Annotated in this window: 11 protein-coding genes; 5 read left to right on the top strand and 6 right to left on the bottom strand. The window is 70.7% G+C overall.

Annotated features, from left to right (window positions below; genetic code table 11):
• Positions 1-14 precede the first annotated feature (14 nt).
• Positions 15-1,127 carry a PrpF domain-containing protein gene (locus ACLJQF_RS28165; RefSeq protein WP_410613076.1) on the bottom strand — a complete coding sequence of 371 codons (1,113 nt, stop codon included), beginning with the start codon at positions 1,125-1,127 and terminating at the stop codon, positions 15-17.
• A gap of 132 nt (positions 1,128-1,259) precedes the next feature.
• Between ACLJQF_RS28165 and ACLJQF_RS28160 the strand changes: the two genes are divergently transcribed.
• A complete protein-coding gene (locus tag ACLJQF_RS28160; RefSeq protein ID WP_410613074.1) occupies positions 1,260-2,165 on the top strand; it encodes a LysR family transcriptional regulator in 906 nt (301 codons plus the stop codon).
• Between the two features lies 1 nt (position 2,166).
• On the opposite strand, the gene ACLJQF_RS28155 is transcribed toward ACLJQF_RS28160, so the two are convergent.
• The 4 genes from ACLJQF_RS28155 to ACLJQF_RS28140 all read right to left on the bottom strand — a co-directional run bounded on the left by ACLJQF_RS28155 (position 2,167) and on the right by ACLJQF_RS28140 (position 6,784).
• On the bottom strand, positions 2,167-3,741 hold the full coding sequence (locus ACLJQF_RS28155; RefSeq protein ID WP_410613072.1) for a succinic semialdehyde dehydrogenase: 1,575 nt from the start codon (positions 3,739-3,741) through the stop codon (positions 2,167-2,169).
• Positions 3,738-5,366, bottom strand: a complete 1,629-nt coding sequence (locus ACLJQF_RS28150) for a GMC family oxidoreductase (protein WP_410613070.1) — start codon at positions 5,364-5,366, stop codon at positions 3,738-3,740. The genes ACLJQF_RS28155 and ACLJQF_RS28150 overlap by 4 nt, the downstream gene beginning before the upstream one ends.
• A gap of 165 nt (positions 5,367-5,531) precedes the next feature.
• Positions 5,532-5,990, bottom strand: coding sequence for a dihydrofolate reductase (locus ACLJQF_RS28145; protein ID WP_410613068.1), 459 nt, complete (start codon positions 5,988-5,990; stop codon positions 5,532-5,534).
• Positions 5,987-6,784 carry a thymidylate synthase gene (locus ACLJQF_RS28140; RefSeq protein ID WP_410613066.1) on the bottom strand — a complete coding sequence of 266 codons (798 nt, stop codon included), beginning with the start codon at positions 6,782-6,784 and terminating at the stop codon, positions 5,987-5,989. Before ACLJQF_RS28140 ends, ACLJQF_RS28145 begins: the two co-directional genes overlap by 4 nt.
• 107 nt (positions 6,785-6,891) lie before the next feature.
• Between ACLJQF_RS28140 and ACLJQF_RS28135 the strand changes: the two genes are divergently transcribed.
• From ACLJQF_RS28135 to ACLJQF_RS28125, 3 genes are all read left to right on the top strand, one after another.
• On the top strand, positions 6,892-7,344 hold the full coding sequence (locus tag ACLJQF_RS28135; protein WP_410613064.1) for a Fur family transcriptional regulator: 453 nt from the start codon (positions 6,892-6,894) through the stop codon (positions 7,342-7,344).
• Entirely contained in the window at positions 7,341-9,614 is a 2,274-nt protein-coding gene (gene katG, locus ACLJQF_RS28130) for a catalase/peroxidase HPI (RefSeq protein WP_410613062.1), read from the top strand. The genes ACLJQF_RS28135 and katG overlap by 4 nt, the downstream gene beginning before the upstream one ends.
• 142 nt (positions 9,615-9,756) lie before the next feature.
• Complete coding sequence (locus ACLJQF_RS28125; RefSeq protein WP_410613060.1) at positions 9,757-10,521, top strand: polysaccharide lyase family 7 protein; 765 nt, start codon at positions 9,757-9,759, stop codon at positions 10,519-10,521.
• A 52-nt stretch (positions 10,522-10,573) separates the two neighbouring features.
• Here the strand turns inward: ACLJQF_RS28125 and ACLJQF_RS28120 are convergent, their stop codons facing one another.
• Positions 10,574-11,596: an LLM class flavin-dependent oxidoreductase gene (locus tag ACLJQF_RS28120; RefSeq protein ID WP_410613058.1), complete on the bottom strand. Its 1,023-nt coding sequence runs from the start codon at positions 11,594-11,596 to the stop codon at positions 10,574-10,576.
• A gap of 123 nt (positions 11,597-11,719) precedes the next feature.
• Between ACLJQF_RS28120 and ACLJQF_RS28115 the strand changes: the two genes are divergently transcribed.
• Positions 11,720-12,229, top strand: a complete 510-nt coding sequence (locus tag ACLJQF_RS28115) for a hypothetical protein (RefSeq protein WP_410613056.1) — start codon at positions 11,720-11,722, stop codon at positions 12,227-12,229.
• Positions 12,230-12,356: the final 127 nt, after the last annotated feature.

Genomic DNA, 12,356 nt, shown 5'->3' with positions numbered 1-12,356 from the left:
GGCAGGTTTCCTTTCTACAGCGGCGCGGGGATCGGAACCTGGAGTTCCGCGCGGGCGATGCGCCGGGCGGCGCGCCGCAGCAGCACCGTGGACGAGGAGCGGGAGTTCCCGGGCATTGTCCGGGTGGTGAGCACGCCGGCGGGTGTGCCGAGGCGGAGCGTGCCGTCGGCGGTCGGCCGGGCGGCGCGGTGGGCGAGAGTGCCCGGGGTGGCGGCGGCGGTGGCCAGCGCGACCGCGGACGTCAGGCCGATCGCGGGGTGGGGTGCGTGCATGGAGACCATGCGCACGGCCAGGTCGTAGGCGTCCGCGCCGACCTCGATGCCGTGGGCCGTGCGGTAGGCCACCGGAGGCGCGACGACACCGACCTTCGGCACCGCGTGGCTGACCGGATCGTCCGGCCGGGCCAGCCCCATGGCGAGCGCCGCTTCCCGGCGCAGCGTCGTGAGCGCGGGCACCGCCTCCGCGAAACGCGCCAAGGGCTCGGAGCCGTCGAGGCCGAAAGCCTTGGCCTCGAACAACGCGGCAGGCGCCCCGGCGTCCACAAGGGACACTTCGACGACACCGTCCGGCCCGGCCAGGGTGTCGATCGGGCGGCCGGTCGGCAGTGCGGTTCCGGTCGTCGAGCCCGCCGGGTCCTCGAACCCCAGGAGCACCGGCACCCCGGGGGCCGCGGTTCCGGGCACCGTCGCCGCGCCTTCGTCCGGGGCGACGCCGCCGGGGGTCGGAATGGTGCCGGTGAGCCGGGCGCCGGTGTTGGCGTTGAGCATCCGGACGGTGGTGGTCTTCGCGCCGAGCGGGACAAGGCCGTGGTGCACCGCGTAGAGCGCCACGGCGGTGGCGCAGTTGCCGCAGTTGCCGGCCCATTCGACCCGCTCGTCACCGATGCCGACCTGGGCGAAGACGTACTCGATGTCGGTACCGGGCTCGGCCGAGGGGCGCACGATCGCGGCCTTCGACGTGGTCGAGGACGCGCCCCCGACACCGTCGATCTGCCGGGGGTCGGCCGCGTTGAAGGCGGCCAGCAACAGGATGTCGACGTCCACGTCGGCGGCCACGACGTCGTCGTGGCCGAAGATCCAGCACTTGCTGGTTCCCCCGCGGATCATCTCGCCCCGCAGACGCAGCACAGCGGGCTCCTTTGTGGATTCGGGCGGGTCGTTCGCCTGCCGGTGCGTTCCACCATCGACGACGGGAGCGTGAAGTACAATCTCGAAAATCTGCATGGGTATTAACTTGAACTGAACGGTCGTGGTGACGAGATGCTGGACGTCCGACGGGTGCTGCTGCTCGCCGAGGTGGCTCGGCGCGGTTCGGTGACCGCGACCGCCCGCGCGCTGAACTACACCCCGTCAGCGGTCTCGCAGCAGATCAGCCGCCTGGAGGCCGAGGCCGGGCAACCACTGCTGGAGCGCCACGCCCGCGGCGTCACGCTCACCGACGCCGGCCGCGCGCTCGTCGACCGGGGCGAGCGCATCGAGCGCGAGCTCACCGCCGCCGAAAACGAGCTCGCCGACTTCGCCGGGCTGCGCGCGGGCACCCTGCGCGTCGGCACGTTCCCGACGGTCGGCGCCTCGCTGCTCCCGCCGGCGGTGATCGCCTTCAAGGAAGCGCACCCGGAAATCCGCTTGACCGTGCGCAGCAGCCGCATCGCCGGGCTGTGGCGGATGCTGGAGAACCGCGAGATCGAACTGTCCCTGATGTGGGACTACGACTGGTGCCGCATCGATCGCGACGACGCCACCGTCACCCCGCTGCTCGACGATCCGCCCGCGCTCCTGGTCGGCGACCGGCACCCGCTCGCGCGCCGCCGGAGTGCCGCCCTCGCCCAGCTCGCCGACGACGCCTGGATCACGCGCGCCGACAACCACCCGGTGGCCGAGGCGCTGACCCGCAGCTGCCGTGCGGCCGGCTTCGAACCCCAGATCGCCTACGAGGCACACGACTACCAGGAAGCCCAGGCCATGGTCGCCGCCGGCATCGGCGTCGCGCTCGCGCCGACCCTGGCCCTCGACGGCGTCCGCCCGGGCGTCAAGGTCCTGCCCCTGCGGCCGCGCACCGCGGTCCGCCGGATCCTCCTCGTCCGGATGACCGACCACGCGCTGACGCACGCCGCTCAGGCGTTCGCCGAGCTCCTGCGCCGCAGCGCCGCGTCACGCGGTGCCTGAGCTACCGGATCCGCAGCTTCCGCATCAGCTTCAGCCCGGACAGCATGCTCTCGACGTACTTCTCGTACCCTTGCCCCGGCCGCGGCCCCATCACCTGCTTCTTCAGCACGGCCAGGTTCTGCACGTCGGTGTACTTGAGCAGCCCCTGGTCGCCGTGCCGGGCGCCGACGCCGGAGTTCTTCACCCCGCCGGACGGCGTGCCCTTCGCCGCGTACGCGGTCGCCAGGACGTCGTTGACGTTCACGTTGCCGGACTCGATCCGGGCCGCCACCGCGCGCGCCGCCGGGACGTCGGTGCTCCAGACCGACGCGTTGAGCCCGTAGTCCGTGTCGTTGGCCAGCGCCACCGCTTCGTCGACCGTGCGGTACTTGTGCAGCGCCACCACCGGCCCGAAGGTCTCCGTGACCCCGCACAGCATGTCCGTGGTGACGCCTTCGAGGATCGTCGGCTCGAAGAACGCCGGGCCGAGGTCGGGGCGGGGCTTGCCGCCGCACAACACCGTGGCGCCCTTGGCCACCGCATCGTCCACATGGGACTTGACGCGGCGCATGTGGTCGACCGAGACCAGCGACCCCATGTCGGGGCCGAAGTCGTACGCGGCGCGGACGTCGAGGGCCGAGGCCGCCGCCACGAAGGCCGTCTTGAACTCCTCGTACCGGGACTCCGGCAGGTAGATCCGCTCGATGTGCATGCAGATCTGGCCGGTGTTGCCGAACGCCCCGAAGATCGCACCCTGCACGGCCTCCGGAACATCAGCGTCCGGAAGGACGATCATCGGGTTCTTGCCGCCGAGTTCGAGGCAGCAGCCGATGAGGTTGCGGCCCGCCCGTTCGCCGATCACCCGGCCGGTGGCCGTCGAACCGGTGAACATCACGTAGTCGGCGTGGTCGATCAGGGTGGGGCCGACGTCGGGCCCTTCGCCGCAGACCACCTGGAACAGGCCTTTCGGCAGGCCCGCTTCCTCCAGCAGCCGGACGCCGTAGAGCGGCGAGAGCGCCGTCTTGTTGTCCGGCTTCAGCACGACCGCGTTGCCCGCCATCAGCGCCGGGATCGCGTCGGAAACGCCGGTGGCGAACGGGAAGTTCCACGGCGCGATGATGCCGACGACGCCCTTCGGCAGCCGGACCTCGGTCGACGTCGTCAGCAGCGGCACCGGGCCGCCGCGTTTGGTGGGAGCCAGCAACCGAGCGGCCCGCTTCAGGTAGTGGCTCATCACCATCGGCGGATCGCAGGTCTCCTCGATCGCCATCCGCCGGTTCTTGCCGCTCTCGACCTGGATGAGGTCGGCGACGGCCCGCGCCCGCTCGACGAACAGCGCGTGCGCCCGCCGGAACACCGCCAGCCGCTCCTTGACCGGCGTCGCCGCCCACGTCCGCTGGGCCTCGCGTGCGACGGCGAAGGCCCGCTCGATGTCCTCCGGTGTCGACTGCGGCAGCTCGACGAGCACGTCGCCGGTGTAGACCTCGGTCAGCTTCCAGGTCGCGCCGGCCGAGCCCGGCACCCGGGCGACCAGCTGTTCCAGGAAGGCGTCGGTGACCGACGCCGGACGGGTGAGTTCGAGCGGGGTGAGCGTCATGACCGGCTCCCGAGGACGAGCTGGGCGCCCATTTCCCCGATCATGATGCAGGGCGCGTTGGTGTTGCCGCCGGTGATCGACGGCATGATCGAGGCGTCGCAGACCCGCAGGCCCTCGACGCCGCGCACCCGCAGGTCGGGGCCGACGACCGCGAGCTCGTCGACGCCCATCCGGCAGGTGCCGACGCCGTGGTAGACCGACGTCGCGCGGTTGAGGATCGCGTCGCGCAGCGCCTGGCCCTTGAGGTCCTTGCCCGGGTGGATCTCTTCCTTGACCGCGCCCTTGAACGCCTTGGAGGCGAAGATCTCGCGCACCATTTCCGAGCCTTCGCCGAGCAGTTCGAGGTCGGCCGGGTCGGACAGGTACTGGAAGTCGATGAGCGGGGCCGCGGCGGGATCGGCCGAGGCGAGCCGCAGCGTGCCGCGGCTCTTCGGGTAGATGAGCGTGGTCAGCACGGTGAGCGCGGGACGCTTGTCGACGTCGTGCCGGATCGGCGCGTCCTGGTTGGGCGACACGTACGCCCACGGCAGGAGGTGCAGCTGGAGGTCGGGGATCGCCCCGGCCTGCGAGGTCCGCAGGAAGGCGACCGCCTCGAAGACCGAGTTCGCCAGGAACGTGGTGCCGGGGCGCAGCAGCTCCCGGGCCAGCCCGCGGGCGAAGTACGGCGCCGTGCCCTTGTTCTTGCTGGTCGTCACGTGGAACGTCAGGGCGTGGAACATGTGGTCGTGCATGTTGTCGCCGACGGGCAGGTCGGCGACGACGTCGATGCCGTGTTCCTTGAGGTGCTCGGCGCGGCCGACGCCGGACAGCATGAGCAGCTGCGCGGACCCGATGACACCGGCGGCGAGGATGACCTCCTTGCCGGCGCGGATGGTGCGACGGCGACCGCGGTCGAGGACTTCGACGCCGACGGCGCGGCCGTTCTCGATGAGCACCTTCTCGACCAGCACCCGGTCCTGCAGCTGCAGCGTCGGGGGCGCGAGGTGGTGGAGGTAGCCGCGCGAGGCGCTGTAGCGCAGGCCGTCGGCGGCGTTCTGCTGCATCCGGCTGACGCCCTCTTGGGACTCGGCGTTGTAGTCGTCGAGGATCTTGCAGCCGAGCGCGTCGGCGGTGGCGTCGACGAACTGCAGCGAGCCCTCTTGGGGGTTCTTCACGCGGGTGACCCGGATCGGCCCGCCGGCGCCGCGGAAGGCGGTCTCGCCGTCTTCGAAGTCCTCCATGCGCTTGTAGGCGGCGTTGACGCTGTCGGCGTCCCAGCCGGTGTTGCCCTCGGCGGCCCAGGAGTCGAAGTTGGCGCGGTTGCCGCGGACGTAGACCATGCCGTTGATGGAGCTCGACCCGCCGACGACCCGGCCTCGCGGCACCGGCATCCGGCGATCGAGAACGTGTTTCTGCGGAACGCCGTAGAAGCCCCAGTCGAGCGGCTTCTTGAGCTGGGGCACGGCGTGCATCGGCCCGACGAGCCCGGGCTTCTTGACCAGCAGCTGCTCGTCGCTCTTGCCGGCTTCCAGGACGATCACGCTGGCCCCGGCCTGTGCGAGCCGCCCCGCGATCGTGGCCCCCGAGCTCCCCGACCCGACGACGACGTAGTCGGCCTCGTCGCCGCGCGCCGCCCTTTTCGCCATACTCGCTCCTCGGTACGACCGGCCACTGGAACTGTAACGTGTTCTAGTTCCAGCCACCGTATAGCGCCGACCCCACCAGCGCAACGGCCCAGGCGGCGGCACTTTCACGTGAAAGTGCCGCCCCCAGGTGGGCACTTTCACGTGAAAGTGCCCACCTGGGGAGCGTCAGGTCCAGGTCAGGAAGCGGTAGTGCAGGCCGGTCGACGACGCCAGCCACTCGCCCACGGCGTCCGCCGGGCGCCCGACCTCGGGCGCGTGGGTGTCCCCTTCGAAGGACTCCTGCAGTTCGGTGACGACGATCCGGTCCGCGAACGGTAGCGCCGCGCGGTACACCGCCGCACCGCCGATCACCCACAGATCGCCGGAAACCGCGCCGAGCGCCGAGGGCAGGTCCGCGAACGTCTCGACCCCTTCCTGCGGGGTCGCCGACAGCACCAGGTTCCGCCGTCCGGGCAGCGGACGGAACCGCGGCGGCAGTGACTCCCACGTCCGGCGTCCCATCAGCACCGCCGCCCCCGAGGTCACCGTGCGAAAGTGCTTGAGGTCCTCCGGCAGGTGCCACGGCAGCGCGCCGTCGCGGCCGATGACGCCGTTCGAAGACTGGGCCCAGATCAGGCCGATCACACGGCCACCGGCGCCTTGATGCCCGGGTGCGGGTCGTAGTCCTCGAGCGCGAAGTGCTCGTACGTGTAGTCGAACAGGCTGTCCGCCGGCTTGAGGCCCAGCGCCGGGAACGGCCGTGCGTCCCGCGCCAGCTGCGTCCGCACCTGCTCGACGTGGTTGTCGTAGATGTGGCAGTCCCCGCCCGTCCAGACGAAGTCGCCGACGCGCAGCCCGACCTGCTCGGCGATCAGGTGCGTCAGCAGCGCGTAGCTCGCGATGTTGAACGGCACGCCGAGGAACAGGTCCGCGCTGCGCTGGTACAGCTGGCAGGACAGTTCGCCGTCGGCGACGTAGAACTGGAAGAACGCGTGACACGGCGGCAGCGCCATGCGCGGGATGTCGGCGACGTTCCACGCGGACACGATGATCCGCCGCGAGTCCGGGTTCTCACGGAGCGTGCGCAGCACCTCGGCGATCTGGTCGACGTGTCCGCCGTCCGGGGTCGGCCACGACCGCCACTGGACGCCGTAGACCGGGCCCAGATCGCCGTCGGCCGCCGCCCACTCGTCCCAGATGGTGACGCCGTGCTCCCGCAGCCACGAGACGTTCGCGTCGCCGCGCAGGAACCACAGCAACTCGTAGGCGATCGAGCGGAAGTGGACTTTCTTCGTGGTGATCAGCGGAAAGCCCTCGGACAGGCGGTAGCGCAGCTGGTGCCCGAAGATCGACCTCGTGCCGGTGCCGGTACGGTCGCCTTTGCGGGCACCCGTGTCGAGGACGTGGCGGAGGAGGTCTTCGTACTGCGTGTCCGGCATGTCCGGGAGCCTAACCGTGCCGCTGACTCAGCGTGAACCCCGGATGGCCGACACGGACGGGGCCCATAACTTGACCCATTCCAGAAAAGGCCCTAGGGTCGGCGGCGATGTCAGACTTCGAAGCACAGCTGCGGGCGGTCTCGCTGCGGGTCACCAGACCCCGGCTGGCCGTGCTGGCCGCGCTGCGCGACCATCCCCACGTCGACACCGAAACGGTGATCGACCTGGTGCGCGCCGACCAACCGACGGTGTCGCACCAGACGATCTACGACGTGCTCCGGGCGCTCACCGACACCGGGCTGATCCGGCGCATCCAGCCGGCCGGTGCGAACGCCCGCTACGAGGCCCGGGTGGGTGACAACCACCACCACGTCGTGTGCCGTTCGTGCGGGGCGATAGCCGACGTCGACTGCGCCGTCGGCCACACCCCCTGTCTCACCGCCTCGGACGACCACGGTTTCGTGATCGACCAGGCGGAGGTCGTCTACTGGGGCACCTGCCCCGGCTGCGCGGCCGAACGTCCCCGAAATGATTCGCTGCTCCCGGAAGGAAGTAAATGAGCTCCACCCAGGACAACCCGTCCAGCGCGCAGGGCGTGGACAAGAAGGCGGCGGCCGGGTGCCCGGTCGCGCACGACTCGGTGACTTCGCACGGCAGCGAGAGCGAAAACCCGGCGATCGACTCCCCGACGCCGAAGACGGGCGGCCGCCCGCGCACGAACAAGGACTGGTGGCCCAACCAGCTCGACCTGTCCGTGCTGCACGCCCACTCGGCCAAGGGCAACCCGCTCGGCGAGAACTTCAGCTACGCCAAGGAATTCGCGAAGCTCGACGTCGACGCCCTCAAGCGGGACGTCACCGAGGTGCTCACCACCTCGCAGGACTGGTGGCCCGCCGACTTCGGGCACTACGGCGGCCTGATGATCCGCCTGAGCTGGCACGCCGCGGGCACCTACCGCATCCACGACGGCCGCGGTGGCGCCGGGGACGGCAACCAGCGCTTCGCCCCGCTCAACAGCTGGCCCGACAACGCCAACCTCGACAAGGCGCGCCGCCTGCTGTGGCCGGTCAAGCAGAAGTACGGCCAGAAGATCTCGTGGGCCGACCTGCTCGTCCTGGCCGGCAACGTCGCCCTGGAGTCGATGGGCTTCAAGACCTTCGGCTTCGGCTTCGGCCGCGTGGACGTCTGGGAGCCCGAGGAGATCATCTGGGGCCCGGAGGACGACTGGCTGGGTGACGAGCGCTACGTCAGCGACGCGGAGATGGCGCCCGAGGTCGGCGCGACCGAGATGGGCCTCATCTACGTCAACCCCGAAGGGCCCCGCGGCAGCGCGGACTTCGAGGCCGCGGCGCACTTCATCCGCGAGACCTTCGCCCGGATGGCGATGAACGACGAGGAGACCGTCGCCCTCATCGCCGGCGGCCACACCTTCGGCAAGACCCACGGCGCCGGTGTCGCCGACGACCACGTGGGCCCGGAGCCCGAGGGCGCCCCGATCGAGGCGCAGGGCCTCGGCTGGCTGAGCACGCACGGCACCGGCAAGGGCGCCGACGCGATCACCAGCGGCCTCGACGTCACCTGGACCGACAAGCCGACCGAGTGGAGCAACCGCTTCTTCGAGATCCTCTTCGGCTACGAGTGGGAGCTCACCACGAGCCCCGGCGGCGGCAAGCAGTACGTCGCCAAGGACGCGCCGGAGATCATCCCGGACCCGTTCGACCCGAACAAGAAGCACAAGCCGACCATGCTCACGACGGACCTGTCGCTGCGCTTCGACCCGGTCTACGGCCCGATCTCGCGCCGGTTCCTGGAGAACCCGGACGAGTTCGCGCTGGCCTTCGCCAAGGCCTGGTACAAGCTGCTGCACCGTGACATGGGCCCGGTCAGCCGCTTCCTCGGCCCGTGGGTCGCCGAGCCGCAGCTGTGGCAGGACCCGGTGCCGGCCGCCGAGGGCACCCTCGTCGGCGACGCCGACATCGCCGCCCTCAAGGCGAAGGTCCTCGACTCGGGGCTCACCACCGCGGAACTGGTGTCCACGGCGTGGGCGTCGGCCGCGAGCTTCCGCTCCACCGACAAGCGCGGTGGCGCGAACGGCGCCCGGATCCGCCTGGAGCCGCAGCGCAACTGGGAGGTCAACCAGCCCGAGCAGCTCGGCAAGGTCCTGGAGATCCTCGAGGGCGTCCAGCGCGAGTTCAACGAGGCCGGTGGCGCGCAGATCTCGCTGGCCGACCTGATCGTGCTGGCCGGCTCGGCCGCCGTCGAGAAGGCGGCGCGCGACGCCGGCGTCGAGACGACCGTGCCGTTCCACCCGGGCCGCACCGACGCCTCGCAGGAGCAGACCGACACCGACGCGTTCAAGGTGCTCGAGCCGCGCGCCGACGGGTTCCGCAACTACCTGCGGGCCGGCGAGAAGCTCCAGCCGGAGGTGCTGCTCGTCGAGCGCGCCTACCTGCTCGGCCTGTCCGCGCCCGAGATGACCGTCCTCGTCGGCGGCCTGCGCTCGCTCGGCACCAACCACGGCGGTGCCGCGCACGGTGTCCTCACCGACCAGCCGGGCGTGCTCACCGGCGACTTCTTCGCCAACCTGCTCGCGCCGGGCACCAAGTGGAAGGCCTCGGAGTCCGCGGAAAACGTCTACGAGATCCGCGACGTGACGACCGACGAGCTGAAGTGGACCGCCACCGCGGTCGACCTCGTCTTCGGTTCGAACTCGCAGCTGCGGGCCCTCTCCGAGGTCTACGCCAGCGAAGACGCCCGCGAGAAGTTCGTGGCCGACTTCGTGGCGGCGTGGACGAAGGTCATGGAGCTGGATCGCTTCGACCTCGCCTGACAGTCGCACCGACGGGCCCGGCCGAGCTTCGGCCGGGCCCGTTCGCGTGTGCGGCGATCTTGACATCGGGTGACCGCCGACCTACCGTGAGTCCCACGCCGCCGGGTTGTCCAGACCATTTATCGTGAAAGGACACCCGATGATGCGTGTTCGCACCCTGCTCGCCCTCCTGGCGGTCCCGGCCCTGGCCGCGGCGACCGCGTCCCCCGCGTTGGCGGCGGACCCGTCCGTGGCCCCGGGCGGCAACTTCGACCTCTCGATCTGGCAGCTGCAGGAACCGGTCGGCTCGCCGGGCAAGCCGACGACCATCTCGTCGTCCCGGCTGCAGGGGCCGAACGGCTTCCAGGACAGCTACTTCTACACCGACACCCGCGACGGCGCGATGACCTTCTGGGCCCCGGAGAAGGGCGTCACCACACCGAACTCGAACTACGCGCGGTCGGAGCTGCGCGAGATGAACCGCGACGGCTCCGCCGCGAACTGGTCGCTGAGCGGCTCGCACAAGCTGAGCGCGACCCTGCGCGTGGTCTCGGTGACGTCGAACGTGTGCGTCGGCCAGGTGCACCTCGGCACCGGCGGCTCGTCCACGAAACCGCTGCTGGAGCTGTACTACCGGGCGAGCGGGGACATCGTGCTGGGCACCGAGAACTCCCCCGACGGCGGGCAGACGTCGCACACGGTCGGCCACGTCTCGGTCGGCAAGACGTGGACCTACACGATCGGGATTTCCGGCGGCAACACGATCGACCTGACGGTCAACGGCAGCACGACGCACTACGGCATCCCGTCGTCGTTCAAGCCGTACAAGCAGTACTTCAAGGCGGGCTCGTACAACCAGTCCTCATCGAGCAGCACGACGAAGGGTGCGCGGGTCGCGTTCTACGGCTTGAACGTCACCCACGGCTGAGCGGAGAACGGCCCGGCCGCCACCGGGCCACCGCCCTCAGCGCCAGCCGAGCTCAGCGCCAGCCGAGCTCGGGGGCTACGTGGGTGAGGATGCTCTCCAGCACGTGGACGTTGTACTCGACGCCGAGCTGGTTCGGGATGGTGAGCAGCAGCGTGTCCGCGGCCTGGACGGCCTCGTCCTCCTTGAGCTGCCGCACGAGCTCGTCGGGCTCTCCGGCGTAGGAGCGGCCGAAGATCGCCCGGGTGTTCTCGTCGATCATGCCGACCTGGTCGCGCGACTGGCGGTCACGGCCGAAGTACGCACGGTCGGTGTCGTTGGTCAGCGCGAAGATGCTGCGGCTGACCGAGACCCGCGGCTCGTGCTCGTGGCCGGCTTCGGTCCACGCTTCGCGGTAGGCCTCGATCTGCTTGCGTTGCTGGACGTGCAGCGGCTCGCCCGTCTCGTCGTCCTTGAGCGTGGAGCTCTGCAGGTTCATGCCCAGCTTGGCCGCCCAGACGCTTGTCGCGTTCGAGCCGGAGCCCCACCAGATACGCTCGCGCAGGCCCTCGGAGTGCGGCTCGAGCCGCAGCAGGCCCGGCGGGTTGGCGAACATCGGCCGCGGGTTCGGCTGCGCGAAGCCTTCGCCTTCCAGGAGCTTGAGGAACACCTCGGTGTGCTGGCGGGCCATGTCGGCGTCCGTCTCGCCCTCCCCGGGGGCGTAGCCGAAGTAGCGCCAGCCGTCGATCACCTGCTCGGGGGATCCCCGGCTGATGCCGAGCTGGAGCCGGCCACCGGAGATGAGGTCGGCGGCGCTCGCGTTCTCGACCATGTACAGCGGGTTCTCGTAGCGCATGTCGATGACGCCGGTGCCGATCTCGATCTTCGACGTCCGGGCGCCGATCGCCGCCAGCAGCGGGAACGGGCTGCCCGCCTGCTGCGCGAAGTGGTGCACGCGGAAGTAGGCACCGTCCACGCCGAGCTCCTCGGCGGCGACCGCCAGGTCGATCGACTGGTGCAGGAAGTCGGCGGCCGACCGGGTCTCGGAGTGCGCGCTCGCCGACCAGTGGCCGAACGAGAGGAAGCCAATCTTCTTCACGCACCGTCAGACGTCCGGCGGGCGGAATTGATTCCCGGGTGTGACCGCCGTCGTTCGCTCGTTCCGGTGAACCGGCGCCCGCACCGGGCCCGGCCGGGTACTCCGCCCGAAACGAGGAGACGCATGCCCGACAACGACCTCACCGGATTTCTGCTGATCGGCCTGGTCATCGTGGTGGCCGACGGCCAGGTCCTCCACCGCGGCGGCCGCCGCTACCTGAGCGGGCCGGAGGGCGGCGAAGGGTCGAGCTCACTGGCGTGGATGGTGGTGACCGTCTTTCACCTGGTCTCGTTCGGCGTGCTCGCCCTGCTCTCGGTGGTCGGCCCGCAGTGGTCGGGCTCGACGGCCGCGCTGGTCGGGCGGCTCGGCATCTTCCTGCTGCTGATGGCCGTGGCCCACGTGCTCACCCTGGCCGTGCTCGCGCGCCGCCGTCAGGACCGGATCGTCGAGGAGCACTATCAGGACCGCGAACCCGAACGGGACACCTACGTCCGGCCGGCCACCGAGGTGGTCGTCGAGCCGGCGGCGACGGACCCGGCGTGGCGCCCCGCCGTCACCCCGGTGCCCGGCCAGGACGGCCCGCACCCGCGGGTGGGCCCCGACCTCGGCAACCACGGCCCGTACCGCACCTGACCTGCTCCGGGGCGTTCACCGGATCGAAGGACTCCACCCGGCGAGCCGCGGTTTCGTGCTGCCGCTCCCCCGCCCGCCGTGATTGGATCTTGTCCGGCCGGTGCGCGAGGAGGAACTGCGGTGCGAA

Origin of the sequence: Amycolatopsis sp. lyj-109, assembly GCF_046548995.1 — a bacterium.
In the GTDB taxonomy this organism is placed as follows: Bacteria; Actinomycetota; Actinomycetes; order Mycobacteriales; family Pseudonocardiaceae; genus Amycolatopsis.
The sequence above is the reverse complement of the archived record's forward strand: the minus strand, read 5'-3'. Positions and strand labels throughout refer to the sequence as shown.

Excerpts from the sequence above, each read along its gene's own strand:
- katG (WP_410613062.1), top strand. The coding sequence starts at position 7,341 with ATGAGCTCCACCCAGGACAACCCGTCCAGCGCGCAGGGCGTGGACAAG.
- ACLJQF_RS28140 (WP_410613066.1), bottom strand. The coding sequence starts at position 6,784 with ATGCCGGACACGCAGTACGAAGACCTCCTCCGCCACGTCCTCGACACG.
- ACLJQF_RS28150 (WP_410613070.1), bottom strand. The coding sequence starts at position 5,366 with ATGGCGAAAAGGGCGGCGCGCGGCGACGAGGCCGACTACGTCGTCGTC.
- ACLJQF_RS28155 (WP_410613072.1), bottom strand. The coding sequence starts at position 3,741 with ATGACGCTCACCCCGCTCGAACTCACCCGTCCGGCGTCGGTCACCGAC.
- ACLJQF_RS28115 (WP_410613056.1), top strand. The coding sequence starts at position 11,720 with ATGCCCGACAACGACCTCACCGGATTTCTGCTGATCGGCCTGGTCATC.
- ACLJQF_RS28125 (WP_410613060.1), top strand. The coding sequence starts at position 9,757 with ATGCGTGTTCGCACCCTGCTCGCCCTCCTGGCGGTCCCGGCCCTGGCC.
- ACLJQF_RS28160 (WP_410613074.1), top strand. The coding sequence starts at position 1,260 with ATGCTGGACGTCCGACGGGTGCTGCTGCTCGCCGAGGTGGCTCGGCGC.
- ACLJQF_RS28135 (WP_410613064.1), top strand. The coding sequence starts at position 6,892 with ATGTCAGACTTCGAAGCACAGCTGCGGGCGGTCTCGCTGCGGGTCACC.